The sequence below is a fragment of the Vibrio sp. 1401 genome, assembly GCF_033340295.1.
On the sequence record NZ_JAWOWF010000004.1, the window covers coordinates 152378 to 178025 of the forward strand.

The window sequence follows — 25648 nt, forward strand, 5'->3', positions numbered from 1 at the left end:
GCAGCAGCACAACCTTCGCCGCCGCCCGTATCCTTTTACTTCTCGAATTCGCCGCGTGCGTTTTGGCCCGCAGCCTTAACAAAACCTGCAAACAATGGATGTCCATCGCGAGGAGTCGAGGTGAATTCTGGGTGGAACTGAGCCGCTACAAACCATGGGTGAGCTGGGTTCTCAATCATTTCCACTAACTTCTTGTCCGCAGATAGACCTGATACTTTTAGGCCTGCTTTTTCGATTTGCGGACGAAGCACGTTATTCACTTCGTAACGGTGACGGTGACGTTCATGGATCGTCGCGCTACCGTACAGTTCACGAGCTTTAGTCCCTTTCTCTAGGTGACACAGCTGTGAACCAAGACGCATCGTACCGCCTAGGTCAGACTTTTCAGTACGCTCTTCTACGCTACCTGATTCGTCTACCCACTCTGTGATCAAACCTACCACAGGGTACTTAGTCTCTTTGTTAAATTCTGTTGAATGTGCACCTTCCATACCCGCAACGTTACGCGCGTATTCGATTAGTGCAACTTGCATACCCAAACAAATACCTAGGTAAGGCACGTTATTTTCACGTGCATATTGAGCCGCACGGATCTTGCCTTCAATACCACGATCGCCGAAGCCACCTGGTACTAGGATCGCGTCCAAACCTTCTAGAAGTTCAACGCCTTTTGTTTCGATATCTTGTGAGTCTACATACTTAATTGTGACGCTTAGACGGTTTTTCAAGCCAGCGTGTTTAAGCGCTTCGTTCACAGATTTGTATGCATCTGGTAATTCAATGTATTTACCAACCATACCGATGGTTACTTCACCAGTAGGATTTGCTTCTTCGTAGATAACCTGTTCCCATTCAGAAAGGTCTGCTTCAGGAGCAGTAATACCAAAGCGAGCACACACAAGGTCATCTAGCCCTTGAGATTTAATCAACTGAGGGATCTTGTAGATAGAGTCTACATCCTTCATTGAAATTACTGCTTTTTCTGGAACATTACAGAACAGTGCGATTTTTTTACGCTCATTCGCAGGAATAACGCGATCGCTACGGCAAACTAGGATGTCTGGCTGAATACCGATAGATAGAAGTTCTTTTACAGAGTGTTGCGTCGGCTTAGTTTTCACTTCGCCCGCTGCCGCTAGGTAAGGAACAAGTGTTAGGTGCATGAACATTGCGCGCTCACGGCCTAGCTCAACAGCTAGCTGACGAATCGCTTCCATAAATGGTAGTGATTCGATATCACCAACAGTACCGCCAACTTCAACGATAGCCACATCATGGCCTTCAGAACCTGCAATAACGCGATCTTTGATCGCGTTAGTGATATGAGGGATAACTTGAATAGTTGCGCCTAGGTAGTCACCACGACGTTCTTTACGAAGTACGTCGGCATAAACACGACCTGCAGTGAAGTTGTTACGCTTGGTCATCTTGGTACGGATGAAACGCTCGTAGTGACCAAGGTCAAGGTCAGTCTCTGCGCCATCTTCTGTAACGAACACTTCACCGTGCTGAGTAGGGCTCATTGTGCCCGGGTCAACGTTGATGTAAGGGTCAAGCTTCATCATAGTCACTTTAAGACCACGAGCTTCTAGAATAGCCGCAAGAGATGCTGCTGCAATACCTTTACCTAGAGAGGATACAACCCCGCCAGTAACAAAAATGTAATTTGTCGTCATGTTTAACCTGAAATTGGTTGAATGAGGGAAATGGAGTGCTTCTGGACGGGAGATAAATATACCAGAAGCTCCTTACCGCCACAACGTGAAATCTATCACACCGTAATTTTTTATTTTTTGCTTCAAATCAAAGTGAGCAAAGACAAACCAAAGTCCGTTTTCGTGTAACCAAACAAGCTGACCTTATATTATGTATTCTGCCAGTTTACCTCTGCCTCGATTCTTCTTGTTTTACTTCATCCCAAAAATGGTCAAGTTCTGATAAAGAACAATCTGTAAGTACTTTGCCTGACTGCTGGACCTTGCCTTCAACTTGTTTAAAACGTCGCGCAAACTTTACGTTTGCTTTTCCTAGCGCGACTTCTGGGTTTTTATCAAGGTGGCGAGCCAAATTGACAGTCGCAAATAGCAAATCACCGAGCTCCAACTCAACTTTCTCTTCATCGGGCTGAACTTGCAGTGCCTCTTCCATGACTTCGTCAATTTCTTCTCGTACTTTATCGACAACCGGGCCAAGTGAATCCCAATCAAACCCAAATTTTGCACATTTTTTCTGAATTTTTGTAGCACGAGAAAGTGCCGGTAAAGAGTTTGGTATTGAGTCTAGGATACTTTCTTCCGCTTTGCCTACTAGGGCTTTTTCTTTTGCTTTTTCCGCTTCCCAGTTCGCGTTAATTTCCTCGTCAGATTCAAACTCAACATCTGAAAAAACATGCGGGTGGCGACGAGTCAGTTTTTCGTTCACGGTTTCGACGACATCCGAAAAGTCGAACAGCTCTTGCTCTTTCGCTAGCTGACTGTAAAAAATCACCTGAAACAACAAATCCCCTAGCTCTTCTTTTAGATTGAGCCAATCTCGATTTTGAATCGCGTCCACCACCTCGTAGGTTTCTTCTATTGTATGCGGAACGATGGTGTCAAAGGTTTGTTTTAAGTCCCAAGGGCAACCGTTTTCGGGGTCACGCAGCTTCGCCATGATTTGTTCTAACTGTTCAATTGGATGACTCATTTTTTGTTCCTTTAAACCTTTCTATTAAAGAAAAAGGTGAGCAGCCAAAACCACTCACCTTCTACATTATATTTTCTCAGCAGCTTTCACTAAGTAATTGTTACTTTGACAAGGCAACAAGTTTTCGCGACTCCTGAGCATAGCCTACTATGTGATGCCCCTGAGCCGGCACGTCGGAATAAGTGCAGCTAACGCAGATAAAAAGCCAAATATGACGCAAGTGTAACTCTGTAAATAGTTGAAGTTGTAGCTAGGCGACAAACAAACGAGACTCCTGAGCATGGTTCACCATGTGATGGAGCGAGTGCGTGCAGTCAACAACGCTACAACGATAACTATGACGAGAGTTTTAGCCGAGGCGTTTCACCGTCATGACATCCTTGATCTGTTCCACACGTTTCGAAACCCGCGAAAGCACCTCAATATTGGTGACTTCTAGGTCAAAGTCCATGATGGCAAGTTGACGTCTGTAGTCGACTCGGTTCTTCATACTGGTCACTTTGATCTTTTCATTGGCGAACAGTGTCGTAATGTCTTTGAGTAGACCACCTCGCTCCATCGCTTCAACACGCACGGTGAGGATGTATGACCCCACAAAGCCGCTGCCCCAGACTGTATCGATGATGCGCTCTGGCGCATGATGGCGCAGTTCTTCTAGCTGTTCACAGTCACTACGGTGTACTGAAATCCCACGACCTTGCGTTATGTAACCAGAGATATCGTCACCTGGAATTGGCTGACAGCAACGTGCTAGATGTGTCATTAGGTTATCGACGCCTTCTACTACAACTGCGTCTTTTTTCGGTCGGCTTTGCGCGGGTGATTTATGCTCAGCTTCTTGCAGTTTTTCCAGTGCTTGCTGATCTTCTTCCTCTGCTGTTGGCTTGTTAACTAACGCGTTGATATGATTAATTATTTGGTTGATACGCAAATCACCGCTACCTACACCAACATACAATTCATCTGGTGTTTTGACGTTAAACCGCTTGAGGGCGTAATGCTCTGCATCTTTTAACGTTGCGCCAATTTTGGCTAACTCATGCTCAAGGATTTCACGACCTGCTTCAAGGTTCTTCTCACGGCTTTGTTTTCGGAACCAGGCGTTAATTTTGGCACGCGCACGACCAGAATGAACGAAGCCTAATGATGGGTTTAACCAGTCACGTGATGGGTTAGGTTCTTTCTGAGTGATAATCTCGACTTGGTCACCCATATGTAATTTATGCGTGAATGGCACAATACGACCTCCGACTTTGGCACCGATACAACGGTGTCCCACTTCGGAGTGAATGTGATAGGCAAAATCTAGCGGCGTTGCCCCCATTGGCAAATCGACAACATCACCACGTGGTGTAAAGGCATAAACACGGTCATCAAAGACTTGGCTACGCAGCTCATCGAGCATTTCGCCAGAGTCAGACATTTCTTCTTGCCAATCCAGTAGCTTACGCAGCCACGTGATCTTCTCATCATAACCGCTTCGGCTGCTTGCCCCTTCTTTATATTTCCAGTGCGCGGCAACACCCAGCTCCGACTCTTCATGCATTTGCTTGGTACGAATCTGGATCTCGATGGTTTTGCCTTCTGGCCCTAGAATTACGGTGTGGATCGATTGATAACCGTTTGGTTTAGGGTTAGCAACGTAGTCATCAAACTCGCTCGGTAGGTGCTTGTATTTGGTGTGAACTACACCCAAAGCCGCGTAACAGTCTTGCAGTTTGTCTGCGATGATACGTACTGCTCGAACATCAAACAGCTCATCGAATGCCAAACTCTTCTTCTGCATTTTTCGCCAAATGCTGTAGATGTGCTTAGGTCGACCACTCACTTCGGCATTGATGCCCGACACTTCCATTTCGTGCGTGAGGTCTTCAACAAAGTCTTTGATGTACTGTTCACGAACGATGCGTCGCTCAGAAAGCTGCTTGGCAATTTGTTTGTAAGTTTCCGGCTGTTGGTAGCGGAAAGCGTAATCTTCAATTTCCCATTTCAGCTGACCGATGCCTAATCGGTTTGCTAGCGGCGCATAGATGTTGGCACACTCTTTTGCCGCCGCACGTCGAACTTCATCAGGCGCTTTTTTAACTTCAATAAGGTTACAAATTCGCTCCGCAAGCTTGATAACCACGCAGCGGAAGTCATCCACCATGGCAAGCAGCATGCGGCGTACGTTATCTACCTGAGATGACGCTGCACTGCCTTCCATGTTGACGTTGAGTTGGCCAATAGCAGCCATTTCTTCAACGCCGTCGATTAATTTTATGATTTCTTTGCTGTATTTCTCTTCCAGAATTTCTCTGTTAAAAGCACCACTTGAAACCAAAGGAAACAGTTGAGCAGCCACTAAAGTGGCTTGATCCATAGACAAGGTGATCAAAATTTCGATCATTTCTCGTCCACGCCACAACAACAGCTCCGCTTGCTCGTTATCAGCTAATACCGTCTGGCAATCTCGATATACTTCGATTAAGCGTGAGGCTGTGTTTTTCTCTTGTCCTAGGCTAGCCACCCAGTTTTCGAGTTCAAACTGTTCATCTTGGTTTAAATGCGCGCTTCTTACCGCAACCATCTCATCATCCTAATTATTATATTCGTGTGGTTTGACTAACACCGTCCAGGTTAGTTCTTTTTACCGCGCGTACACGCTGGCTTTATGACCACCCACCACAAATAAGGGGTCAAAGTCCTAAAGTTAGGACTTTTCAAACAATGCCATCGATTCTAGATGACTGGTATGAGGGAACATGTCCAGCATACCTAATTTCGTTAATTTATAGCCTTGCTCTATCAAGCTTTGACTATCCCTAGCAAGGGTAGCAGGATTACAAGAAACATAAACTACACGCTGTGCGCCAAGCTCAGAAACTTGATCGATGATCCCACTCGCTCCCGCGCGTGCCGGGTCTAATAATACTTTATCAAACCGCTCTGCGGCCCAGGCTTGGCCTTCAAAATCTTGCTCAAGGTTAGCGTGATAAAATTGCGCGTTATTGATTTGGTTCAAAGATGCATTGTTTGTGGCTTTTTCTACCATCTCTGCAACACCCTCTACTCCAACCACGTACTTAGCTAATTTCGCAACTGGTAAACTAAAGTTGCCTAAACCACAGAACAAATCTAACACTCGGTCACTCTTTTGTGGGTCTAACCACTCAACCGCTTGTTTGACCATTTGTTGGTTTACACCTTGGTTTACTTGAATAAAGTTATTTGGTGCAAAAGGGATTTTCACTCCAACTTCTTGATAAAAAGGCATATCGCCTTCGATAAGGTCTAATTGTTCTGTCGATGGCATTAAGTACAACGATGCGCCATGACGTTTTGCCAACTCCGTTAGAGATTGAGTTTCACTCGTTGTCAGAGCGCTCAAGTGGCGCAGCGTAATACACGGCCCATTATCACCAAGTACCAGCTCTACATGACCTAATTGTTCCGGCTTTTTGAACGCTTTTAGGGCTGAGTAAATCTCTGGCAGCAAAACATTCAGTTCCGGTGCCAGCACTGGGCAATCGGTCACTTGCGCAATTTGCTTACTCTGCTTTTTACGGAAACCAAAATGTAGCTGACGTGTTTTTTTATCAACAAACAAGCTCACTCTCGCACGGCGACGGTAGGCCTGCGAATATCCCAATAACGGGGCATCTAGTTCAATGTCACTGCCTGAAAATTTTCGCATTAGCTGACGCAACGTTTGCTGTTTGTACGTCAATTGTTGGTCATAATCTAGATGCTGCAAATCACAGCCACCGCACTCATGATAATGTGGGCAAAATGGCTCCACACGAGCTTCACTCGGCTTAAGGATTTTAATCAACTTACCGCGAGCGTATTTGCTCTTTTCTTCCACCAATTGAGTGACCACCTCCTCACCCGGCAGTGCTCCATCAATAAACAATGGCTTCTTTTTGAGGTAAGCAATGCCTGCGCCGTGGTGATCTAAACGCTCTACTTGCACTGCTTGGTGCCGAGTATTGAGTTGGGTTTTCTTTTTCGGTTGAAAGATGCGTGCCATGCTCTATGCCTGATTTATGTGTAATTGCTCTTCGGCTTCACTATTCTTGATTGCAGCCGTTGTGTGATTCGAGTGACTTGATTATGCTTACCGTTTATTCGGTGACGTCACTTCTTTGCTCAAGGCTTTATCGTGCGCTTGAGAAATAATGCGTTATTTTCCCATATCCAGACTCCGATGTAATTAGATAACATGACCAGATATGGCTTACGAGCACGTGTAATTACACTAACTCTCGCTCCCACTCTCATTATTGGTTTATTACTGAGCGGCTTTTTCTCATTTAACCGCTACCAAGACCTTGAGAAACAAGTTATCACCACTGGTAACAGCATTATTGAGCCGCTGGCGATTGCCAGTGAAACGCATCTACTATCAGAAAGCCGAGAGGCGGTACGTCGCTTGATAAGCTACGCGCACCGCAAAAACTCCAAACTGGTTCGTAGTATCGCGGTATTTGATGAACATCATGAGCTCTTTGTGACCTCTAACTTTCATCCTAATTTTGAAGCCTTGATGTTTCCCAAAGATAAACCGATCCCGCAACTGGGTAATTCGGAAATCTACGAAAACTCACTGATATTGCGTGTCCCCATTTTGTCAGAAGGTCACTACTTAGCGGAGTTGTCGAACGAAAGCCAAGGCACAAAAGCGATTGGTTACATCGCCGTCGAGTTAGATCTCTCCTCCTTGAGGCTGCAACAGTATCAAGAAGTCTTCTCTGCTTTTTTAGTTCTGGTTCTCGGTCTTGGCTTAGCAAGTGTGTTTGCTTCACGTCTAATGCACGATGTGACCCAACCTATCACCCACATGAAGAATGTCGTTGACCGCATTCGCCGTGGTCATCTGGATGTGCGTATCGAAGGCAAAATGCACGGTGAGTTAGACCAGCTAAAAAATGGCATCAACGCCATGGCGGTATCGTTATCAGAATATCACGTGGAGATGCAGCACAGTATAGACCAAGCCACGTCCGACTTACGTGAAACGCTTGAGCAGCTAGAAATTCAGAACGTTGAGTTGGATATCGCGAAGAAACGCGCGCAAGAAGCGGCCAGGGTTAAGTCAGAGTTCTTGGCGAACATGTCGCACGAGCTGCGTACTCCGCTCAATGGGGTGATTGGCTTTACTCGTCAAATGCTTAAAACGCAGCTTTCTAACAGCCAAACGGATTACCTACAGACGATTGAGAAATCGGCGAACAACCTGCTGAATATCATCAATGACATTCTCGACTTCTCGAAACTTGAAGCGGGTAAGCTGGCACTCGAAAACATTCCTTTTGATTTCCGAGAAAGCTTAGAAGAGGTAATTAACCTACAAGCCACAAGTGCACATGAGAAAGGGTTAGAAATCACCCTAAAAGTGGACCCTAAAATTCCACCAGGTTTAGTTGGGGATCCACTACGTATCCAGCAAATTTTGACGAACTTAGTCGGTAACTCAATCAAGTTTACCGAGCGAGGCAACATTGATGTTAGCGTAGAAATGCGCTCTCAATCAGGAGACTCCGTCGAACTGCAATTCATGGTGCGTGATACCGGTATTGGTATCTCTGAGCGTCAGCAAGCGCAGTTGTTCCAAGCCTTTAGCCAAGCAGATGCAAGTATTTCACGTCGTTACGGCGGTACTGGTCTTGGTCTGGTTATCACTCAGAAACTGGTGAGCCAGATGGGCGGCGAAATCAGTTTAACCAGCCGTCTACACCAAGGTTCAACCTTCTGGTTTACGGTGCGCTTGCACTCAACCGAGATGCCAATGAGCGAACTGATTGAAGTGGAACTTCTGACTGGGAAGCAGTTACTGCTGATTGAACCAAACATGCAAGCCGCGTCCGTAACCCAACAGATTCTAAGTCAGGAGGGTATTTTAGTAACCTACCGCTCTTCGCTACCAAACAACGAAGAACAATATGATTATGTACTGTTGAATTTAGCGGCCAACCAGACTCACGATGCGGAAGTTATTACACCTTGGATAGAACAAGCGAAACGCATGGCTCCGAGTGTTCTCCTAGGGACACCGAGTACCGAATTGGCGCTTGCGGACCAAATAATGACAGAGCATCACGTCCAGTGCCTGACGAAACCATTGTCTCGCCGTAAGTTGCTACAAAGCCTGATTAGCGAACATGTAGAATCGCCACCGGTATTAAGCGCTCCAATTACGCCAAGCGAAGGGGACCGTTTACCTCTCACTGTACTAGCAGTGGATGACAACCCTGCAAACTTGAAGCTGATCTCTGCACTGCTCCGCGAACGAGTAGAAACCGTCACCGCCTGTAGCAATGGCCAGCAAGCGGTGAACCTGGCGACAGAGAAAAAGTACGATTTAATCTTCATGGATATTCAAATGCCACAAATGGATGGGGTGACCGCTTGTAAGCACATTAAAGAGTTGGAGCTAAATAAAGACACGCCAGTGATTGCGGTAACGGCACATGCCATGGCAGGGGAACGAGACCGCTTGCTCTCGGCAGGAATGGATGACTACTTGACCAAACCTATTGAAGAGCATGTGCTACAACAGGTTTTGGTTCACTGGAACCCAAATGCTTGTACAGAGAGCATTGGCAAAGTCGCCCCTTCATACGTTGATGAACCTGAAGGAAGCGCACCACAATCCGTTTCTTCGCCTCAGCAGGATGTGATTATTGATTGGCAAGCAGCCTTGAAACAGAGCGCGAATAAAGAGGATCTCGCTAAAGACATGCTACGCATGTTGATTGAGTTCATCCCTGAAGTAGAAGCAGTCGTTGACCAAGCTCTGGAGCAAGAAGATATCTCTCGTGATGACCTAATTCATGTCATCCATAAGCTGCACGGCAGTAGTTCATATTGTGGCGTTCCAAGGCTGAAATCACTCTGTGCGACGCTTGAGCAAGCACTGCGCTCAGGGATCAGTCTTGAGGAGGTTGAGCCTGAAATGTTCGAGCTGCAAGATGAAATGATTAAAGTAACAACAACCGCAAAGTTATACCTTGAACAGTGATCTATTGAAGAGAAACAAAAGCCAGAGCAAATGCTCTGGCTTTTTAGTATTTTGTTTAAGACTTACAAGCTAGGATTCAAAAATGACCGTCGCCACAGCGTAATGACGCTCATCGGAAATGGACAGGTGAATGTGGTTAACACCCATCGCATCCGCTATTTGCTTGGCTGTGCCCGTCAATGCGAGTACTGGTTTTCCAAGCTCATCGTTCGAGATGGAAAAGTCGTGAAACGTGACCCCTTTTGCGATCCCTGTCCCCAATGCTTTTGAGGCAGCTTCTTTAACAGCAAAGCGCTTAGCAAGATAACGACCTTGCAGCTTAAGCTGTGAGAATTTGGCCATTTCTTCTTCTGAAAGAATCCGCTGAGCAAAAGGTTCACCACTACGAGCTAACGCTTTTTCAATACGCTCAATTTCTGCAATGTCGGTCCCTAACCCTATAATCGCCATCTAGATAGCCCTATGACTGGCGAGCCTCAATCATCAATGCTTTCATGTCAGCAACCGCTTTATTTAAACCATCAAATACCGCGCGACCAATGATTGAGTGACCAATGTTGAGTTCGTAAATTTCTGGTAATGCAGCAATTGGTGCGACATTGTGATAAGTCAGGCCATGCCCGGCATTAACAATAATACCTAGATCATGTGCATAACTAGCACCAGCGGCAATCTTCTTCAGTTCAGCTTGTTGCTCGTCTTCTGTCGTCGCATCTGCATAATGGCCAGTATGTAGCTCAATAAACGGAGCGCCACACTTTTTCGCAGCTTCAATCTGTTGACGGTCAGCATCAATAAAGAGCGAAACTTTGATGCCTGCATCTGTCAGCTTTTTCGTCGCAGCTTTAATTTTTTCAAGCTGCCCTACTACATCTAAGCCACCTTCCGTCGTCAGTTCTTCACGCTTTTCAGGCACTAAACACACAAACTCTGGTTTAGTTTGCAGCGCAATCTCAACCATTTCGTCCGTCACTGCCATCTCTAGATTCATACGCGTTTGAATGGTTTCACGCAGAATACGTACATCACGATCCAAAATATGGCGACGGTCTTCACGTAAGTGGATAGTGATACCGTCCGCGCCTGCACGCTCAGCAATTTCAGCAGCGTGAACAGGATCTGGGTATTTTGTACCACGTGCATTACGTAGAGTGGCAATATGGTCGATATTGACGCCTAAATAAATTGAGCTCATTTTCCGTTACTCCGTGCTCTGGGGGTCTGAATGAAAAATTCACGACTTTTTAAAGGTTTGCCGCCAAGATACGGCTTTAAGGCTATACGTGTAAAGCGTTTTGCCGCTTTTAGCTGCTCTTTAGTGACGAACCGCCGCTCACTGATAGCAATCAGTTCATTCCCTAAAAACGTGAGGTTATCGCGCCTAACCGAAGCAATAAACCCTTTCTGTTCCCGGTAACGATAGGTCATTTCTGGGTCGACGGGCTCGCCGGTACCTGCACAATGCAAAAAATCCACGCCATACCCCATAGCAGACAGCAAGGCTAACTCAAAACGACGCAGTGCAGGCTCAGGGTTCTCGTTGTGCGCCAACTCGGTTAACGCATGCAAATAATCATGAAATAGTGCTGGCATCGGCACTTCAGCCATCAAAATACGGCCAATCAGTTCATTGACGTACATGGCTGAGTAGAGATTAATGCCCGTTAACGGCAAACCTAGACTTATCGGCTCGGCTTGACGCAAAGTTTTCATCGAGCCTTTCCCCGACCATTTAAGTAATAGCGGGGTAAAAGGTTGCAATGCGCCTTTTAAGTTCGAACGCTTACTGCGCGCGCCTTTGGCCATTAAAGTCATTCGGCCATATTCCTCACTAAATACATCAAGGATTAAGCTCGATTCACTGTAAGGGCGTCGGTGCAATACAAAACAGCGCTGTAAACCTTCGGAAGACAGATTACTCATCTAAGTCATTGTGCCTAAAAAGTGTGAAATAAAAAATAAGGAGCCGAGCGGCTCCTTATTTTAATCGATACTGATTTTTCATCGATGTTGGAGCGAAGCACCTTCGCAGCCAAGATTATAAATCGTCTATATAACCCAACGAACGCAACGCTCGTTCGTCGTCTGCCCAGCCAGATTTCACTTTTACCCAGGTTTCTAGGTAAACTTTACGACCGAACAATTCTTCCATATCCAAACGCGCTTCGCGACCAATGGTTTTAATCTTCTCGCCGCCTTTGCCAATCACCATTTTCTTCTGACCATTACGCTCAACAAGAATCAAGGCATTGATGTGGAAACCGTCGGTTTCGGGGTTGTAATCAAAACGTTCAATTTCAACCGTTACTGAGTATGGCAGCTCTTCACCAGTAAAGCGCATCAGCTTTTCACGCACAATCTCAGACGCCATAAAACGCTGAGAACGGTCAGTCACGTATTCTTCTGGGAAGTGATGCGTTGCTTTAGGTAAGTGATTACGCACGTGCTTACGCAGTACGTCAATGTTCTTACCTTGCTTGGCAGAGATTGGCACAACATCCACGAAGTCCATCTTCTTCGACATCTCCGCCATGTGTAGCATCACGTCGTTACGATCTTGTACGTTGTCGACTTTGTTTACACAAAGCACAACTGGGAAGTTCGATTTTTGAAGTTTGGTCAGCACCATCTCATCGTCTTTAGTCCAATGCGTACCATCGACTAAGAAGAACACAAGGTTTACATCACTCAATGACGAGTTAGCTGCACGGTTCATCAAACGGTTGATCGCACGCTTTTCTTCAATGTGAAGTCCAGGCGTGTCGACGTAAATCGCTTGGTAATCGCCGTCCGTATCCACACCCATAATACGGTGGCGTGTCGTTTGCGGCTTACGAGAGGTGATCGAAATCTTCTGACCCAAAATCTTGTTCAAAAGTGTCGACTTACCTACGTTTGGACGACCAACAATAGCAATAAAGCCACAGTGTTGGTTTTCTGGCGAGCTTGGCTCACCTTGTGATGCGAAAAACGCATCGATATCGAATTCGTTATCAGCCATTTGTTAATTGCTCAAGTGCTGTTTCAGCAGCCGCTTGTTCTGCCTTGCGGCGGCTGGTGCCTTTACCGATTACAGGCTTATCCACACCTGCTACTTCGCACTCAACCGTGAACTCTTGGTTGTGCGCTTCACCTTTAATATTAGTCACTGTGTAGACAGGCAGCGGTTTTCTTCTGCCTTGTAGGAACTCTTGTAGGCGAGTTTTCGGATCTTTCTGTGAAACGCCTGGTTTAATGGCTTCAAGGCGTGACTGATACCAACTCAGTACAATGCCTCGCACAACTTCAAGATCACTGTCTAGGTAAATTGCGCCAATAATGGCTTCAACCGCATCGGCTAAAATAGAGTCTCGGCGAAAACCGCCACTCTTCAATTCACCTGGACCTAATTTTAAATAATCTCCTAGATCGAATTCACGACCCAGTTCCGCCAATGTATGTCCGCGAACCAAAGTAGCACGCATGCGGCTCATGTCACCTTCGTTCACTTTTGGGAAACGATGGTACAGATCATCAGCGATGACAAAACTTAAAATTGAATCGCCCAGAAACTCAAGACGTTCATTGTGCTTACTGTTGGCGCTGCGGTGCGTCAGCGCCAAATTGATAAGCCCGGCATCTTGAAACTGGTAGCCGAGCTTTCTCTCTAGTTTATCAATTGGAGAATTCATACTCTCTCGATATTTGAATGGTTAGTGAATGCCACCGATGCGGTTAAAACGCACACCAGTTGGAATCCATGAAGGTAGAACACTATCTGCGCCACGATCAAACTCGAAGCTGATCCAGATCGCGACAGCTTTACCGACTAAGTTTGCTTCTGGAACAAAGCCCCAGTAACGGCTGTCAGCACTGTTGTCACGGTTATCACCCATCACAAAATACTGACCTTGTGGTACAACCCACTCTGTCGTGCCGCTGCGTGGGAAATATTGCTCCACGCGGTTACGCACAAGAGGGTTAACCAAAATATTGTGCTCAACGTTACCCAATTTCTCATCCAGTTGGATCATTGGAATACCGTTCGAGCTAAACTGACTTTCTTCAACATTGCTCAGTTTAACTGGCTTACATGCCGATTCGCCTTGGCTTTGCACGCAAAGCTGCTTATCACTTGAATAACGCACGATATCACCAGGTAAACCAACTACACGCTTAATGTAGTCCACACTTGGTTGTGGTGGGTATTTGAAGACCACGATATCACCACGCTCAGGCTTACCAGTTTCCACTAGCTGAGTACGCCATACTGGGTCTTTTAGACCGTACGCGTACTTCTCAACTAAAATGAAATCGCCAACCAGCAAGGTAGGCATCATTGAGCCTGATGGGATTTGAAATGGTTCGTAGATAAAAGAACGTAATACTAAAACGAACGCGATCACAGGGAAAATAGAGACGCTATTTTCAACCCACCAAGGCTGACGCTCAACTTTTTGCAAGGTCACTGCATCCAAACCATTAGACGTCTGAGCTTGAATCTCAGCCAGTTTTTCCTGACGCTTTTTCGCGAAAACCAGCTTTTCCAATAGCCAAACCACGCCAGTTACCAAAGTCGCAATAACCAACATCAGTGAGAATGTATTCGCCATTAAATTCCCTTATCTAAAAATACGAAAGTGAAAGAGCCGAAACCCTTTCACTTATTTTAATATCTAACGTCTTAAGACCGACAAGTGTGAGACAAAGTTCAACTTTAGTCTTTACCTACGTGAAGGATGGCTAGGAACGCTTCTTGAGGCAGCTCAACGTTACCGATCTGCTTCATGCGTTTCTTACCTTCTTTCTGTTTCTTCAGAAGTTTCTTCTTACGACTTACGTCACCGCCGTAACATTTCGCAATAACGTTCTTACGCAACTGTTTTACCGTTGAACGAGCGATAATGTGGTTACCAATTGCCGCTTGGATTGCGATATCAAACATTTGGCGAGGGATGAATTCTTTCATCTTCTCTACCAACTGACGACCGCGAGTCTGAGACTGATCTTTGTGTGTGATCATCGCCAATGCATCAACAGTGTCACCGTTAAGAAGAACGTCTACACGTACCATGTTCGAAGCTTCAAAACGCTGGAAGTTGTAATCCAAAGATGCGTAACCGCGTGATGTTGATTTCAGACGATCGAAGAAATCCAGTACCACTTCAGCCATTGGAATATCGTAAGTCACAGCGACTTGGTTACCGTGGTAAACCATATCAACTTGACTGCCTCGCTTTTCAACACACAGAGTGATTACGTTACCTAGGTACTCTGAAGGCACAAGGATATTACAACGTGCAATCGGTTCACGAATTTCTTCAATGTCATTGATCGCTGGTAGTTTTGCTGGGCTATCAACATACAGCAGATCGCCATCTGTCTTCTCAACTTCGTAAACTACCGTTGGTGCTGTGGTAATAAGATCCAAGTCGTATTCACGCTCTAGACGCTCTTGGATGATTTCCATGTGCAACATGCCAAGGAAACCACAACGGAAACCAAAGCCAAGTGCCGCAGAGTTTTCTGGCTCGTAGAATAGCGATGCGTCGTTAAGGCTTAGTTTGCCTAGTGCGTCACGGAAGTTTTCGTAATCGTCGGAAGATACAGGGAACAGACCTGCGTAAACCTGAGGTTTAACTTTCTTAAAGCCAGGTAGCGGTTTATCACAACCATTCTTCGCTAGAGTCAGCGTATCACCAACAGGGGCACCAAGAATGTCTTTGATACCACAAACAACCCAACCTACTTCACCAGTACGAAGGGTATCGGTATCTACTTGTTTTGGCGTAAAGATACCAAGGCGGTCTACACCCCAAACTTGGCCCGTACTCATCACTTTGATCTTATCGTTCTTCTTCAGTTCGCCGTTTTTAATACGCACTAGAGAAACAACGCCAAGGTAGTTATCAAACCATGAGTCTATGATCAGCGCTTGTAGTGGCGCATCTGGATCACCTTCCGGTGCTGGAATCGCTGACACAATGTTCTCTAGAACGTCATCAACACCAATGCCTGTCTTCGCAGAACAGCGGGTTGCTTCCATTGCATCGATACCAACGATTTCTTCAATTTCTTCCGCTACACGCTCAGGATCGGCTGCTGGTAGGTCAATCTTGTTCAAGATTGGCACAACCTCTAGATCCATTTCGATCGCGGTGTAACAGTTAGCCAGTGTTTGAGCTTCAACACCTTGACCCGCATCCACAACCAATAGCGCACCTTCACAAGCCGCTAGAGAGCGTGATACTTCATATGCAAAGTCAACGTGCCCCGGAGTATCGATGAAGTTCAGCTGATACGTCTCACCGTCTTTAGCGGTGTAGTTTAGCGTCACACTCTGAGATTTGATGGTGATGCCACGCTCACGTTCAAGATCCATAGAATCCAGAACCTGTGCGGCCATTTCACGATCGGTTAACCCGCCACAAACTTGGATTAGACGGTCTGATAGGGTCGACTTACCATGGTCGATGTGGGCGATAATCGAAAAGTTACGAATGTGCTTCATAGATTTAGGGTGACTAACTCTTTACAAATAGGGACAGTAAGAAACGCCATCTACTGACGGCATTTCAATCAAGTTGGCAGATTCTACCGAATTTCGTTAACGGGCGCACGTAATTTAAAGTACATACCCAAATAACCTTTAGTGGAGGGGGACAGCACTTACTGGATTGGCTCTCCAAGTACCCGAACGAGGGTAACTTGGCGCTTGGATTCATCTTCTAACGGACGAGAAACACATTTTGCGATCCACATTCCACCAGCGGCAAACAATACCGATGCCAATATGATGATGCCTTCCCCGCCGGCTGTCAGCGGCGCTAATAGGAAGTGACCAAACATCGCACCGATAATCAAACCAAGCAATGGCAGTAAATAAACCGCCATTGCTGATTTTATTAGGCTTGACTCAGGAAAACCAATCTCGACGACTTGACCTATTTTCACCGATTTATCCGTGCGCAGATGCCAAGATAAACTCTTGTTACCAATGGCTTTAGTAACAACGCCCGTTCCACAGCTTTTCTGTGAAGAGCAACTACTGCAACTGGTCTGCTGTTCGCAACTTAAATCAATTTCGAATTGCTTGCCGCGACGATGCACGTCTGTCACGGTAGCCAACGCGGTCATCATTGTTATTTACTCTTTGTTACATTAAATGTGACAGATTGGGCGATACGCTGTGCTGTGGTCGGTGGAATGTCTCCTACGACGGAGATTTCATGTTGACCGCTCACAAAACTGTGTAGCGTTCTTCTGCCTTGGCGAACCAGCTGCCCTTTTAACGAATGCTCATCTTTGTTTGCTACGTAAACAGAGAAACTAAACAGACCATCAGAATACAGCTGACTCTCCACCATTTGGTTAGTAACGGCCATACGATAGCGGTTGAGCTCGTTCGGCTCGAAACCCTCAGGGATCCAACCAACCTGCCAATTACTGGTCCCAATATCGCCTTTTGGCATGGTGAGAACAGCAGGTAATTGAACATCTTGCAGGCCACTCATTAACTCTGCGATTTTTGGGTTTACCGTGTAAGAAATAGTGCGATATTGTTCAAGCATTTCACCATCGCGGTCCACAAGGTCGGCACGTAACGGCAATTTACTCTTTTCATCGATCCATAGTACGTATGAATAGCGCAGACCGTCTTTAGGAACAATACGCAGCACTTGTGTTGCCACACCAGCTTCACGAGCTCTACCCACTTTTACATAGTCGTAATACAAGTTTAGCTCATCGATATTGGTGTTGAGCATAGGCATAGTCGGAGCGACCATTTTACCTGACTCGATGGTGAACGGTTCTAAACCCGTTTCGATATAACTTACTTCAGTTCCGCGACGAATCACTTCACGCACTGGGCCACTTAAGTAGACAAGATGAGCATATTGATCGTCACCATGCGTGGCATGACGATACAGCAACGGCTCAATGCTGTTCTTTTTGATAAGGATATAAGAGAGTTCGTAACTTAAATTCTTACTCGCCTCGCTCATTTGATGCAATAAAGCCTCCGCTGGCTTATCACCAGCAAAGGCTTGAGAAGACATCATACTGAACAGAGCGCAAGCGCTGATCAGAAATTTTTTCATTCAATATCCGGATTCAGATTTGCATCTTGTTGAGATGCATCACTGTTAATTCGTAACTGCAATTCGTAGTCTCGCAGCATAGCATGAACACGCTTGCGCTGCTCTTGCATATTTGCCTCGCCTACAGAACGTTCTACAGACTCACGAGTCAAACTCACTGGTTCTGCGCTGCCAGCAAACGGAACCGTCTGCAATACAGGTAATTGATCTGTTTGCGGCGACATTGAATCGCTACCACCGTACTGCTGTACACCTAAAATAACAACAAGCGATACACATGCAGCAACAGCAACTTGACCAAACTGCGTCAACCAACCTGGCAAGTGACGTTTTGCTTTTTGCGGTTCTGGTTGCGACTCTTTTGGCGTATCCGCAATTGAGATAACATTTGCACTGTGCGAATCAAACGCACGGTGTGCAGGTTCATCTTCTAACGCTAACGCCACGCTTTCAGCAATATTCCACTCAGGTTTTGCTGGCGCTTCGCCTCGCATCACATCACCAATCAGGTGATAGTTCTGCCAAGCATCACGGCTCTCTTGGTCTTGCTCTAACTCTTGAATTAAAGCCTTATCGACCAATTCTCCATCCATGAGAGCTGAAAGTTTTTCTTTGTCAGCCATTATTTTCACCATAGTTATTACTTGTACTAGCGTTGCAAAAGAGGTCTGATTTTCTTTTCCACCGCCTCACGAGCACGGAAGATACGCGATCGTACCGTTCCTACCGGGCAATCCATCACTTCTGCAATTTCTTCATAACTCAAGCCGTCGAGCTCTCGTAATGTCATTGCGGTTTTTAAATCTTCAGGTAAAGCTTCGATTGCACTGAACACCACCCGTTGCAATTCTTTGGACAACGTTAAGTTCTCAGGGTTCGATATTTCTTTAAGTGCACTACCTGTTTCGTAAAATTCAGCATCTTCAGCATCGACATCTGTCGCTGGAGGTCTACGCCCTTGAGCAACAATGTGATTTTTCGCAGTATTCACTGCAATGCGATACAGCCACGTATAAAACGCACTTTCCCCACGAAAGCTAGGGATAGCTCGGTAAGCTTTAATAAACGCTTCTTGTGCTACATCTGGTACATCGCCAGGATTACTAACGTATCTGGAAATAAGATTACATACCTTATTCTGGTACTTTGTTACCAACAGGTTGAATGCTTGCTTATCGCCATTCTGAACTCGCTCAATCAATACTTGATCGGTCAGCTGCTCGTTCATTCGAGCGGATACTCCTATTTGTTATGCCCCTACTCTTCTCAGATATGGGTACTAATTATGCAAAACGTAGTATTGACACCACTGCTTACTTGAGCACTATTGTGACTCTAACGTGAATGAGAAAGTTCCATGGTTTCTCAAGTTTTTTGTCATTGTTTTTTCACAATGTGATGTCTGTACCCAAATGACCACCGCTGCCTGACTTTAGTCTAAGTTTGACAAGCGAGCATCTTGGAGGGAAATGGGTATAATGAATGATCTCTGTCCCAGATTGTGCTGGGTCGGGCATGGAAAAGCAATGGCATTGACAAACTATTACTTTTCATTTGCATGGCTAATGGCTATCTGAACACCGCGTTACAAATTATAACTTAGGAAGCATGCTCATGCTCTGCATGAAAAAGAAGAGTGGCTCAGTCACCGCCGTAACACGGACGTCGATAGGTCTCCCAACTTAGCCCTTAGCGACAGATGTCGCGATAATGGAATGCACATGGTGTGCAAATAATACACAAGGTAACTTTGTTACCTTAGCTTGGGATTATAAAAGTTATATGAACACAAATCGTGAACATGAGTGTGATGTATTAGTGGTAGGGAGTGGCGCGGCAGGTTTGTCGTTGGCTTTGCGCGTTGCTAACCACTGTAAGGTGATGGTGCTGAGTAAAGGACCACGCAGCGAAGGGGCAACCTACTATGCTCAAGGCGGTATCGCTGCCGTATTTGATGAGTCAGACACCATTGATTCACACGTTGAAGACACGCAAATCGCCGGGGATGGTATTTGCGATGAGGAGACCGTAAGGTTCATTGCTGAGCATTCAAAAGAGTGTGTACAGTGGTTGATTGACGGTGGTGTCCCATTTGATCGTGAAGAAGATGACTCTGACGATGAACCTCGCTACCACTTAACTCGTGAAGGTGGTCATAGCCGTCGTCGTATTCTTCACGCGGCAGATGCGACAGGTATGGCGATGCAAACCTCCCTGCAAGATAACGCTCATAACCATCCAAACATTCATGTTCTCGAACGTCACAATGCTCTGGACTTAATCACCGAAGACAAAATTGGCGGTGATAAAAACAAAGTTATCGGTGCTTATATTTGGAACCGCAACGAAGAGCATGTCGAAACCGTGCGAGCCAAATTTGTGGTTCTCGCTACAGGTGGTGCTTCAAAGGTTTATCAATACACCTCTAACCCAGATGTGTCGTCTGGTGATGGTATTGCGATTGCTTGGCGTGCAGGGTGTCGTGTGGCGAATATGGAATTTAACCAGTTCCACCCTACGTGTTTATATCACCCAGAAGCACGTAACTTCTTGCTGACTGAAGCGTTGCGTGGCGAAGGTGCTTACCTGCGTCGTCCAGATGGCTCTCGCTTTATGCCAGATTTCGATGAACGTAAAGAGCTTGCTCCGCGTGACGTCGTGGCTCGTGCTATCGACTTCGAAATGAAGCGTTTAGGCGCCGACTGTATGTATCTCGACATCAGTCATAAGCCTGCTGACTTTATTACGAAACACTTCCCAACCATTTATTCACGTTTGATGGATTTGGGCATCGACATGACTAAAGAGCCAATCCCAATCGTACCTGCTGCACACTACACTTGTGGCGGTGTCATGGTGGATAGAAATGGCTGCACCGATCTGAAAAATTTGTATGCGATTGGTGAAGTTAGCTACACCGGGCTGCACGGTGCTAACCGCATGGCATCAAACTCACTTCTCGAATGCGTGGTTTATGCTTGGTCTGCGGCAAAAGATATTCTAAAACATCACACTAACGTTGAGCTACCCTCACAGGTGCCATGTTGGGATGAAAGTAAAGTAACCAATAGTGATGAAGAAGTGATCATTCAGCACAACTGGCACGAGCTTCGTCTGTTTATGTGGGACTACATGGGCATTGTGCGAACTGACAAGCGTTTAGAGCGCGCCTTACGCCGTATCCAACTGTTGCAACAAGAAACACACGAGTACTACAGCAATTTCCGAGTGTCGAACAACTTATTAGAACTGCGTAACCTTTTACAAGTAGCAGAGTTGATGGTTCGTTGTGCGATGCAGCGTAAAGAGAGTCGAGGTTTGCACTACACGCTTGACTATCCGAACCAACTGGAAAACAGCGGCCCAACGATTTTGGTTCCAGCTAAACAGCTTTAACTTTACCAAGTAAACTATTACATCAGCAGGGAGCATTAGCTCCCTGTTTCATTTCCCATTGGCGTAATACCAAAGATAGTTGACGATACTGCTCATCGTCACAGCTATCACGCCAAATCGTAACAACACGGCCAGATTGCAATTGGAATGTTATCTTGAATGGTGATGCCGATGTATCGACTCGCTGTAAATGACCCTTTTCGGACTCAATATCTTCCGAGCATTCGCCACACTCAAGGGCATCAAACCTAACCGAGCCATCGCAGTGCACATACCAATGCCCATGACTTGTAGGTTGAACAAGGCCTTGGCTTGAGAGAGCCTTAACAATCAGTAATAACAAATAAGTCGATAATACGAGCGGAATGCTAGAGAGGATAACAGCCCAAGTCATCAATAAGAAAAGTACAACATTGAAGACTCGGGCAGTCAGAGAGGGAGAAGCAGTAAAATTAACGAACTTTGCTGAGGTTATGGGCGACAATTTTATCAACCATTGCTGCATGACCTAAATTTTCGCTACGGCCATGCCCCATTACCCAAGTAAACAGATCAGGATCATCGCATTCAAGTAAAGAAACAAAGTCACGCTGCTCTTGTTCACTCAGAGTATCAAAGCACTCTTCAAAAAACGGCATAATTACTACGTCAAGCTCAAGCATGCCTCGACGACAAGCCCATTTAATACGCGCTTTTTCTTCCGGAGTGTACATTCACTATTCCTTCATAGATGTCTTGTTGTTAGTGCGGAGTGTAACAAGGGATGTGCTACGTCACTAGTGTGCGGGTCACAATACGATAGTGAAAGCAGACAAATGTTGATTCGTAAATCGCTCCCCTAGTATCTCAAGGTTATTTGGGTATACCATAGCGGAAAAATATCTTCAAAAGGCATTGTAATTATGGAATGGCAAACTCGTTTTTCAGCATTACCTCTCTCAACTCAAGACGTACTTCCAGAGTTATCTATCTCACTGCTGGATAACTTCGGCATGATCACCATGATCGGTGATGATAAAAAATCATACTTACAAGGTCAGGTTACCTGCGATGTTGTTTCTTTAGAACAAGACCAATCAACACTGGGCGCACATTGTGATGCGAAAGGAAAAGTGTGGAGCGTGTTCCGCCTTTTCCATCATCATGATGGCTACGGCATGATCCAACCAAAATCGGCGATTGACGTAGAACTTAATGAAATAAAGAAATACGCTATTTTCTCTAAAGTAACGATTGAAGCTTCTGATGACGTTATCTTAGGTGTTGCTGGCGTCAAAGCCGACGAATTCATTTCAACAATGAGCAAGACAACTGGCAGCGTTCGCCCAGTTGACGGTGGCACAGCAGTGCAAGTTGCACAAGATCGCTGGTTACTGATATTAAGTGCGCCAGAAGCACAGCAAATCGTTGAAACTACCGACGCTGTCTTTACGACAAATGAGCTTTGGAATCGTTTCGATATTGAGGCAGGTTTACCATTTGTCTCTGCATCCGCGCAGAATGCTCACATTCCACAAGCACTTAACGTGCAAGCTTTAGGAGGCATAAGCTTCACAAAGGGCTGCTACACGGGACAAGAAACGGTAGCACGAGCGAAGTATCGCGGTACCAATAAACGTGCGATGTATATCGTAAAAGGTGCAACTTCTGCTCCATTCAGTGACGAACCAATTGAGCTCGAACGCAGCGTAGGTGAAAACTGGCGTTCAGTAGGTGCTTTATTAAATCACTACCAGTTCAGTGACAATCACGCGATTGGCCTGATCGTACTGCCTAATAATCTCGATGAGGACACTCGTCTTCGTTTGGTTGCGCAACCAGAATGTGAATGGACAATCGAATCACTGCCTTACAGTCTTGATGATGAGTAATACAATCAATACTCCTTTGATGCAATTTCTCACAGACCAACACATTCCGTTTCGTCTGTTACCGCATCAAAGACCAGCAACCACCATTGAGGATGCCGCGCACCAACGCGGCATTCGCCCCTCTCAAATGGTGAAAGCAATCTTGCTACGAGACATGGGTAATCAATATGCACTCGCCTGTGCGCCAGGTGATCGTAGCGTTGATCCCAAAAAAGTGCGCTCGTTACTGAAATATCGCCGGATGACTTGTGTTGATCAAGCCGATGTTGAGTCCATCACTGGTTACAAAATTGGTACTGTCACTCCTCTGCTACTCAAACGTCATATGCCAATCGTGTTCGACCCTAGCTTACTAGAAGAACAGGAAGTCACGATCAGCAGTGGCGATCGCATGGCTGGACTGGCGCTTTCTATTAAAGATCTTATCCAATTGTGTCAGCCGACCGTAGCTGAGATCTGTCGTTAATCGTCTAAAAACAATGTAATGACATGTAGTGTTTCTATCACTGCGTGATCTCGCTCATATCTACAAAAATAGACATGAGAATTTTTAATCACATATAAAACATAAATAGTCACAAAGATAAAACTCGTATATGCTGAATTTGTTGGTTAAGTTTCAAACAAGCACTTAACCGATATAAAGTGAGTCAGCTAGCTGAGTGACAGCATTCATGCAGTTAGTTATCCACTTTTGTGTAATGCATCTGTGACTATTCGCCCGCTGAAGCGGGCTTTTTTTTACGTGGAACTTTTTCTCTTTCATTTCCTCTAATCGTTAGAACGTAAAGTGTGTTGCGCGAGGCACGACCTTAATAGGAACAACTAGCAAACAACCGTTTTCGTTCTATTCTTAATTCTGTAACAAAACTATTGCTTAATGCGTCACGTAAAAAGGAGTGTATTGGCGTAAGGGTTCCTTTAGAGAGGTTATTTTTGGGGTAATCCTCACGCTATTTAAGAGATGACACTGTCAAATTGTCTAAGACAACACAATTCTCTGACGCAACACCCTACATCTGTATTTAATACTATTGCTGTCACAATAATTTTCGCGTCCAGAACGTAGAATACCTAGGCTAGGTTAGATAAAAGGAAAGTAAATATGAGACTGTTTAAGCGCTATACACCAAGTATGATTGCTAAACATATAAGTCGTCTTTTTAAAGGAAGAATTTATATTTACGGGGTCGGTAGATTCGAGTTTGATAACGGTAAGTTAATACTGCCGGAGAAAGCAGAGCAACGCCATTTCCGAGCGGTCAAAGAGATCAATCAAGAAATAATGAAACTCCGATGCGCATATGCTTAGCAAAATGTTGATAAAACAAAGGCTGGATTAACCAGCCTTTTGTGTATTTGAAGTTCGCTTTGCACTTACTGACGCGCCAGATCCGGCAAGTGTCCCTTTAAACCAAGCGCGCGCTTCATGATCTCATCTTTCGCTCCCGGCAGTTGCCCCGCTAAACTCAAGCCAATGCCACGAACAAGCTTCTTAGCAGGGTTCTCGCCAGAGAACAAATCTCGAAACCCTTGCATAGTAGCGATCATCTTTGCCGCTTCCGCTTTTCGCCAACGCTCGTAGCTTCTTAGGTTGCGTTTACTGCCGATATCTTGACCCTGCTTCCAAAGTGCTAATACTTCTTGAGCAAGACTGGCCGCATCTAATAAACCTAAATTCACACCCTGCCCCGCTAATGGGTGAATGGTATGGGCCGCATCACCAACCAGCGCGACTCGCTCGACAACAAAATCTCGCGCATAGCGCATTTTCAAAGGAAACGCAGCACGCTCTCCCACTACTTCACATAGACCAAGTCGAGCATCAAACTCACTCGTCAACGCTTTATTGAAATCATGTTCACTCATCGCCACTAACTGCTCTGCTCGATTTGGCTCCGTGGACCAAACAATAGAGCACATATCTGGTTGCGACATTGGCAAAAATGCCAACGGTCCGTGAGGAGTAAATATCTGGCGCGCAATGCTGTTGTGTGGCATAGCAGTTTTGACATTCGCGACCAAAGCATGATGACCATAGTCCCAATGCGTTAATGGAATATCCATTTGATGGCGAAGCCACGAATTCGCCCCATCGGCTCCGACCACTAATTTAGCGGTCATGGCTTGGCCATTATCGAGCGTCAGCCAGCTTTCTTGCTCACCGACCGCGAGAGTCGCGCAACGTGCAGGCATAAACATAGTGACGTTATCGAGCTTTTGGACTTGTTCAAGCAGCGCAAGTTGAATCACACGATTCTCAACAATATGCCCTAAATCAGGTTGTGCCATACTTTGTGCATTAAATTCAATGCTGGCAAAGCTATCTTGTTCCCATACTTCCATGCCATGGTAAGGTGAAGCTCGGCGCTGTTCTATGCCCTGCCAAGCACCAAGTTTACGCAAAATCGTCTCACTAGAGCGGCTCAGCGCAGACACACGAACATCGGGTAATTCTTTCAACGAATCATCTGGCACTTTACCTTCAATAACGGCGACACGCAGATCACTGTCTTTGAACGCGGCAGCAAGTGCCAACCCAACCATCCCTCCGCCGATGATGGCGATATCTACACTTTGCATCATTGCTTTTTATTACCTAATTCAGTGCG

Annotated in this window: 23 protein-coding genes; 5 read left to right on the top strand and 18 right to left on the bottom strand. The window is 45.7% G+C overall.

The annotated features are described in order from the left end of the window. Positions 1-35: 35 nt before the first annotated feature. The 4 genes from R7Z77_RS03935 to rlmD all read right to left on the bottom strand — a co-directional run bounded on the left by R7Z77_RS03935 (position 36) and on the right by rlmD (position 6697). The gene (locus tag R7Z77_RS03935; protein WP_021034029.1) at positions 36-1676 is read right to left on the bottom strand and encodes a CTP synthase; all 1641 of its coding nucleotides are present in this window, start codon (positions 1674-1676) and stop codon (positions 36-38) included. A 205-nt stretch (positions 1677-1881) separates the two neighbouring features. Continuing rightward, positions 1882-2685, bottom strand: a complete 804-nt coding sequence (mazG, locus tag R7Z77_RS03940) for a nucleoside triphosphate pyrophosphohydrolase (protein WP_033907439.1) — start codon at positions 2683-2685, stop codon at positions 1882-1884. 349 nt (positions 2686-3034) lie between these two features. Further along, positions 3035-5254: a GTP diphosphokinase gene (relA, locus tag R7Z77_RS03945; protein WP_005380915.1), complete on the bottom strand. Its 2220-nt coding sequence runs from the start codon at positions 5252-5254 to the stop codon at positions 3035-3037. A gap of 123 nt (positions 5255-5377) precedes the next feature. Then, positions 5378-6697, bottom strand: coding sequence for a 23S rRNA (uracil(1939)-C(5))-methyltransferase RlmD (gene rlmD, locus R7Z77_RS03950; RefSeq protein ID WP_025768846.1), 1320 nt, complete (start codon positions 6695-6697; stop codon positions 5378-5380). A gap of 192 nt (positions 6698-6889) precedes the next feature. Between rlmD and barA the strand changes: the two genes are divergently transcribed. Beyond that, complete coding sequence (barA, locus tag R7Z77_RS03955; RefSeq protein ID WP_033907441.1) at positions 6890-9688, top strand: two-component sensor histidine kinase BarA; 2799 nt, start codon at positions 6890-6892, stop codon at positions 9686-9688. A gap of 69 nt (positions 9689-9757) precedes the next feature. Here the strand turns inward: barA and acpS are convergent, their stop codons facing one another. The 11 genes from acpS to rpoE form a co-directional block, all read right to left on the bottom strand. Continuing rightward, the gene (acpS, locus tag R7Z77_RS03960; RefSeq protein ID WP_005380927.1) at positions 9758-10138 is read right to left on the bottom strand and encodes a holo-ACP synthase; all 381 of its coding nucleotides are present in this window, start codon (positions 10136-10138) and stop codon (positions 9758-9760) included. 10 nt (positions 10139-10148) lie between these two features. Continuing rightward, a complete protein-coding gene (gene pdxJ / locus R7Z77_RS03965) occupies positions 10149-10883 on the bottom strand; it encodes a pyridoxine 5'-phosphate synthase (protein ID WP_005384579.1) in 735 nt (244 codons plus the stop codon). Continuing rightward, complete coding sequence (recO, locus tag R7Z77_RS03970) at positions 10880-11611, bottom strand: DNA repair protein RecO (protein ID WP_005384578.1); 732 nt, start codon at positions 11609-11611, stop codon at positions 10880-10882. Before recO ends, pdxJ begins: the two co-directional genes overlap by 4 nt. 115 nt (positions 11612-11726) lie before the next feature. After that, positions 11727-12689 carry a GTPase Era gene (gene era / locus R7Z77_RS03975; RefSeq protein WP_005380931.1) on the bottom strand — a complete coding sequence of 321 codons (963 nt, stop codon included), beginning with the start codon at positions 12687-12689 and terminating at the stop codon, positions 11727-11729. Then, positions 12682-13359, bottom strand: a complete 678-nt coding sequence (rnc, locus tag R7Z77_RS03980; protein ID WP_005380932.1) for a ribonuclease III — start codon at positions 13357-13359, stop codon at positions 12682-12684. The genes era and rnc overlap by 8 nt, the downstream gene beginning before the upstream one ends. 21 nt (positions 13360-13380) lie before the next feature. Continuing rightward, positions 13381-14280: a signal peptidase I gene (lepB, locus tag R7Z77_RS03985; RefSeq protein ID WP_005380933.1), complete on the bottom strand. Its 900-nt coding sequence runs from the start codon at positions 14278-14280 to the stop codon at positions 13381-13383. A gap of 104 nt (positions 14281-14384) precedes the next feature. Further along, positions 14385-16178 carry a translation elongation factor 4 gene (gene lepA / locus R7Z77_RS03990; RefSeq protein ID WP_005380934.1) on the bottom strand — a complete coding sequence of 598 codons (1794 nt, stop codon included), beginning with the start codon at positions 16176-16178 and terminating at the stop codon, positions 14385-14387. Between the two features lie 158 nt (positions 16179-16336). Further along, positions 16337-16807, bottom strand: coding sequence for a SoxR reducing system RseC family protein (locus R7Z77_RS03995; RefSeq protein ID WP_033907442.1), 471 nt, complete (start codon positions 16805-16807; stop codon positions 16337-16339). A gap of 2 nt (positions 16808-16809) precedes the next feature. Beyond that, positions 16810-17769: a sigma-E factor regulatory protein RseB gene (gene rseB, locus R7Z77_RS04000; RefSeq protein ID WP_005380941.1), complete on the bottom strand. Its 960-nt coding sequence runs from the start codon at positions 17767-17769 to the stop codon at positions 16810-16812. Beyond that, positions 17766-18392, bottom strand: coding sequence for a sigma-E factor negative regulatory protein (locus R7Z77_RS04005; RefSeq protein WP_033907443.1), 627 nt, complete (start codon positions 18390-18392; stop codon positions 17766-17768). The genes rseB and R7Z77_RS04005 overlap by 4 nt, the downstream gene beginning before the upstream one ends. A gap of 26 nt (positions 18393-18418) precedes the next feature. Continuing rightward, entirely contained in the window at positions 18419-18997 is a 579-nt protein-coding gene (gene rpoE / locus R7Z77_RS04010; RefSeq protein WP_005380946.1) for an RNA polymerase sigma factor RpoE, read from the bottom strand. 554 nt (positions 18998-19551) lie between these two features. Between rpoE and nadB the strand changes: the two genes are divergently transcribed. Then, positions 19552-21165 carry an L-aspartate oxidase gene (nadB, locus tag R7Z77_RS04015; protein ID WP_005380947.1) on the top strand — a complete coding sequence of 538 codons (1614 nt, stop codon included), beginning with the start codon at positions 19552-19554 and terminating at the stop codon, positions 21163-21165. Between the two features lie 22 nt (positions 21166-21187). On the opposite strand, the gene R7Z77_RS04020 is transcribed toward nadB, so the two are convergent. Then, positions 21188-21649, bottom strand: a complete 462-nt coding sequence (locus R7Z77_RS04020; RefSeq protein ID WP_230856650.1) for a protein YgfX — start codon at positions 21647-21649, stop codon at positions 21188-21190. Beyond that, positions 21618-21878, bottom strand: a complete 261-nt coding sequence (locus tag R7Z77_RS04025; protein WP_005380951.1) for a succinate dehydrogenase assembly factor 2 — start codon at positions 21876-21878, stop codon at positions 21618-21620. The genes R7Z77_RS04020 and R7Z77_RS04025 overlap by 32 nt, the downstream gene beginning before the upstream one ends. Positions 21879-22067: 189 nt before the next feature. Between R7Z77_RS04025 and ygfZ the strand changes: the two genes are divergently transcribed. From ygfZ to R7Z77_RS04040, 3 genes are all read left to right on the top strand, one after another. Next, a complete protein-coding gene (gene ygfZ / locus R7Z77_RS04030) occupies positions 22068-23036 on the top strand; it encodes a tRNA-modifying protein YgfZ (RefSeq protein ID WP_033907444.1) in 969 nt (322 codons plus the stop codon). Continuing rightward, positions 23029-23502, top strand: coding sequence for an aminoacyl-tRNA deacylase (locus R7Z77_RS04035; RefSeq protein WP_033907461.1), 474 nt, complete (start codon positions 23029-23031; stop codon positions 23500-23502). The genes ygfZ and R7Z77_RS04035 overlap by 8 nt, the downstream gene beginning before the upstream one ends. Positions 23503-24141: 639 nt before the next feature. Continuing rightward, entirely contained in the window at positions 24142-24348 is a 207-nt protein-coding gene (locus R7Z77_RS04040) for a DUF1107 domain-containing protein (protein WP_005380970.1), read from the top strand. A gap of 65 nt (positions 24349-24413) precedes the next feature. Here R7Z77_RS04040 and R7Z77_RS04045 read toward each other — a convergent pair whose 3' ends face one another. Next, complete coding sequence (locus tag R7Z77_RS04045; RefSeq protein ID WP_033907445.1) at positions 24414-25622, bottom strand: FAD-dependent 2-octaprenylphenol hydroxylase; 1209 nt, start codon at positions 25620-25622, stop codon at positions 24414-24416. Between the last annotated feature and the right edge of the window lie 26 nt (positions 25623-25648).

Bases quoted from the DNA above. Each gene is read 5' to 3' on its own strand.
- R7Z77_RS03935 (WP_021034029.1), bottom strand. From the start codon at position 1,676: ATGACGACAAATTACATTTTTGTTACTGGCGGGGTTGTATCCTCTCTA.
- recO (WP_005384578.1), bottom strand. From the start codon at position 11,611: ATGAGTAATCTGTCTTCCGAAGGTTTACAGCGCTGTTTTGTATTGCAC.
- mazG (WP_033907439.1), bottom strand. From the start codon at position 2,685: ATGAGTCATCCAATTGAACAGTTAGAACAAATCATGGCGAAGCTGCGT.
- rlmD (WP_025768846.1), bottom strand. From the start codon at position 6,697: ATGGCACGCATCTTTCAACCGAAAAAGAAAACCCAACTCAATACTCGG.
- nadB (WP_005380947.1), top strand. From the start codon at position 19,552: ATGAACACAAATCGTGAACATGAGTGTGATGTATTAGTGGTAGGGAGT.
- barA (WP_033907441.1), top strand. From the start codon at position 6,890: ATGACCAGATATGGCTTACGAGCACGTGTAATTACACTAACTCTCGCT.
- R7Z77_RS04025 (WP_005380951.1), bottom strand. From the start codon at position 21,878: ATGTACACTCCGGAAGAAAAAGCGCGTATTAAATGGGCTTGTCGTCGA.
- lepB (WP_005380933.1), bottom strand. From the start codon at position 14,280: ATGGCGAATACATTCTCACTGATGTTGGTTATTGCGACTTTGGTAACT.
- era (WP_005380931.1), bottom strand. From the start codon at position 12,689: ATGGCTGATAACGAATTCGATATCGATGCGTTTTTCGCATCACAAGGT.
- rseB (WP_005380941.1), bottom strand. From the start codon at position 17,769: ATGAAAAAATTTCTGATCAGCGCTTGCGCTCTGTTCAGTATGATGTCT.
- R7Z77_RS04005 (WP_033907443.1), bottom strand. From the start codon at position 18,392: ATGGCTGACAAAGAAAAACTTTCAGCTCTCATGGATGGAGAATTGGTC.
- acpS (WP_005380927.1), bottom strand. From the start codon at position 10,138: ATGGCGATTATAGGGTTAGGGACCGACATTGCAGAAATTGAGCGTATT.
- R7Z77_RS04035 (WP_033907461.1), top strand. From the start codon at position 23,029: ATGAGTAATACAATCAATACTCCTTTGATGCAATTTCTCACAGACCAA.
- lepA (WP_005380934.1), bottom strand. From the start codon at position 16,178: ATGAAGCACATTCGTAACTTTTCGATTATCGCCCACATCGACCATGGT.
- rpoE (WP_005380946.1), bottom strand. From the start codon at position 18,997: ATGAACGAGCAGCTGACCGATCAAGTATTGATTGAGCGAGTTCAGAAT.
- pdxJ (WP_005384579.1), bottom strand. From the start codon at position 10,883: ATGAGCTCAATTTATTTAGGCGTCAATATCGACCATATTGCCACTCTA.
- R7Z77_RS04045 (WP_033907445.1), bottom strand. From the start codon at position 25,622: ATGATGCAAAGTGTAGATATCGCCATCATCGGCGGAGGGATGGTTGGG.
- rnc (WP_005380932.1), bottom strand. From the start codon at position 13,359: ATGAATTCTCCAATTGATAAACTAGAGAGAAAGCTCGGCTACCAGTTT.
- ygfZ (WP_033907444.1), top strand. From the start codon at position 22,068: ATGGAATGGCAAACTCGTTTTTCAGCATTACCTCTCTCAACTCAAGAC.
- R7Z77_RS03995 (WP_033907442.1), bottom strand. From the start codon at position 16,807: ATGATGACCGCGTTGGCTACCGTGACAGACGTGCATCGTCGCGGCAAG.
- relA (WP_005380915.1), bottom strand. From the start codon at position 5,254: ATGGTTGCGGTAAGAAGCGCGCATTTAAACCAAGATGAACAGTTTGAA.
- R7Z77_RS04040 (WP_005380970.1), top strand. From the start codon at position 24,142: ATGAGACTGTTTAAGCGCTATACACCAAGTATGATTGCTAAACATATA.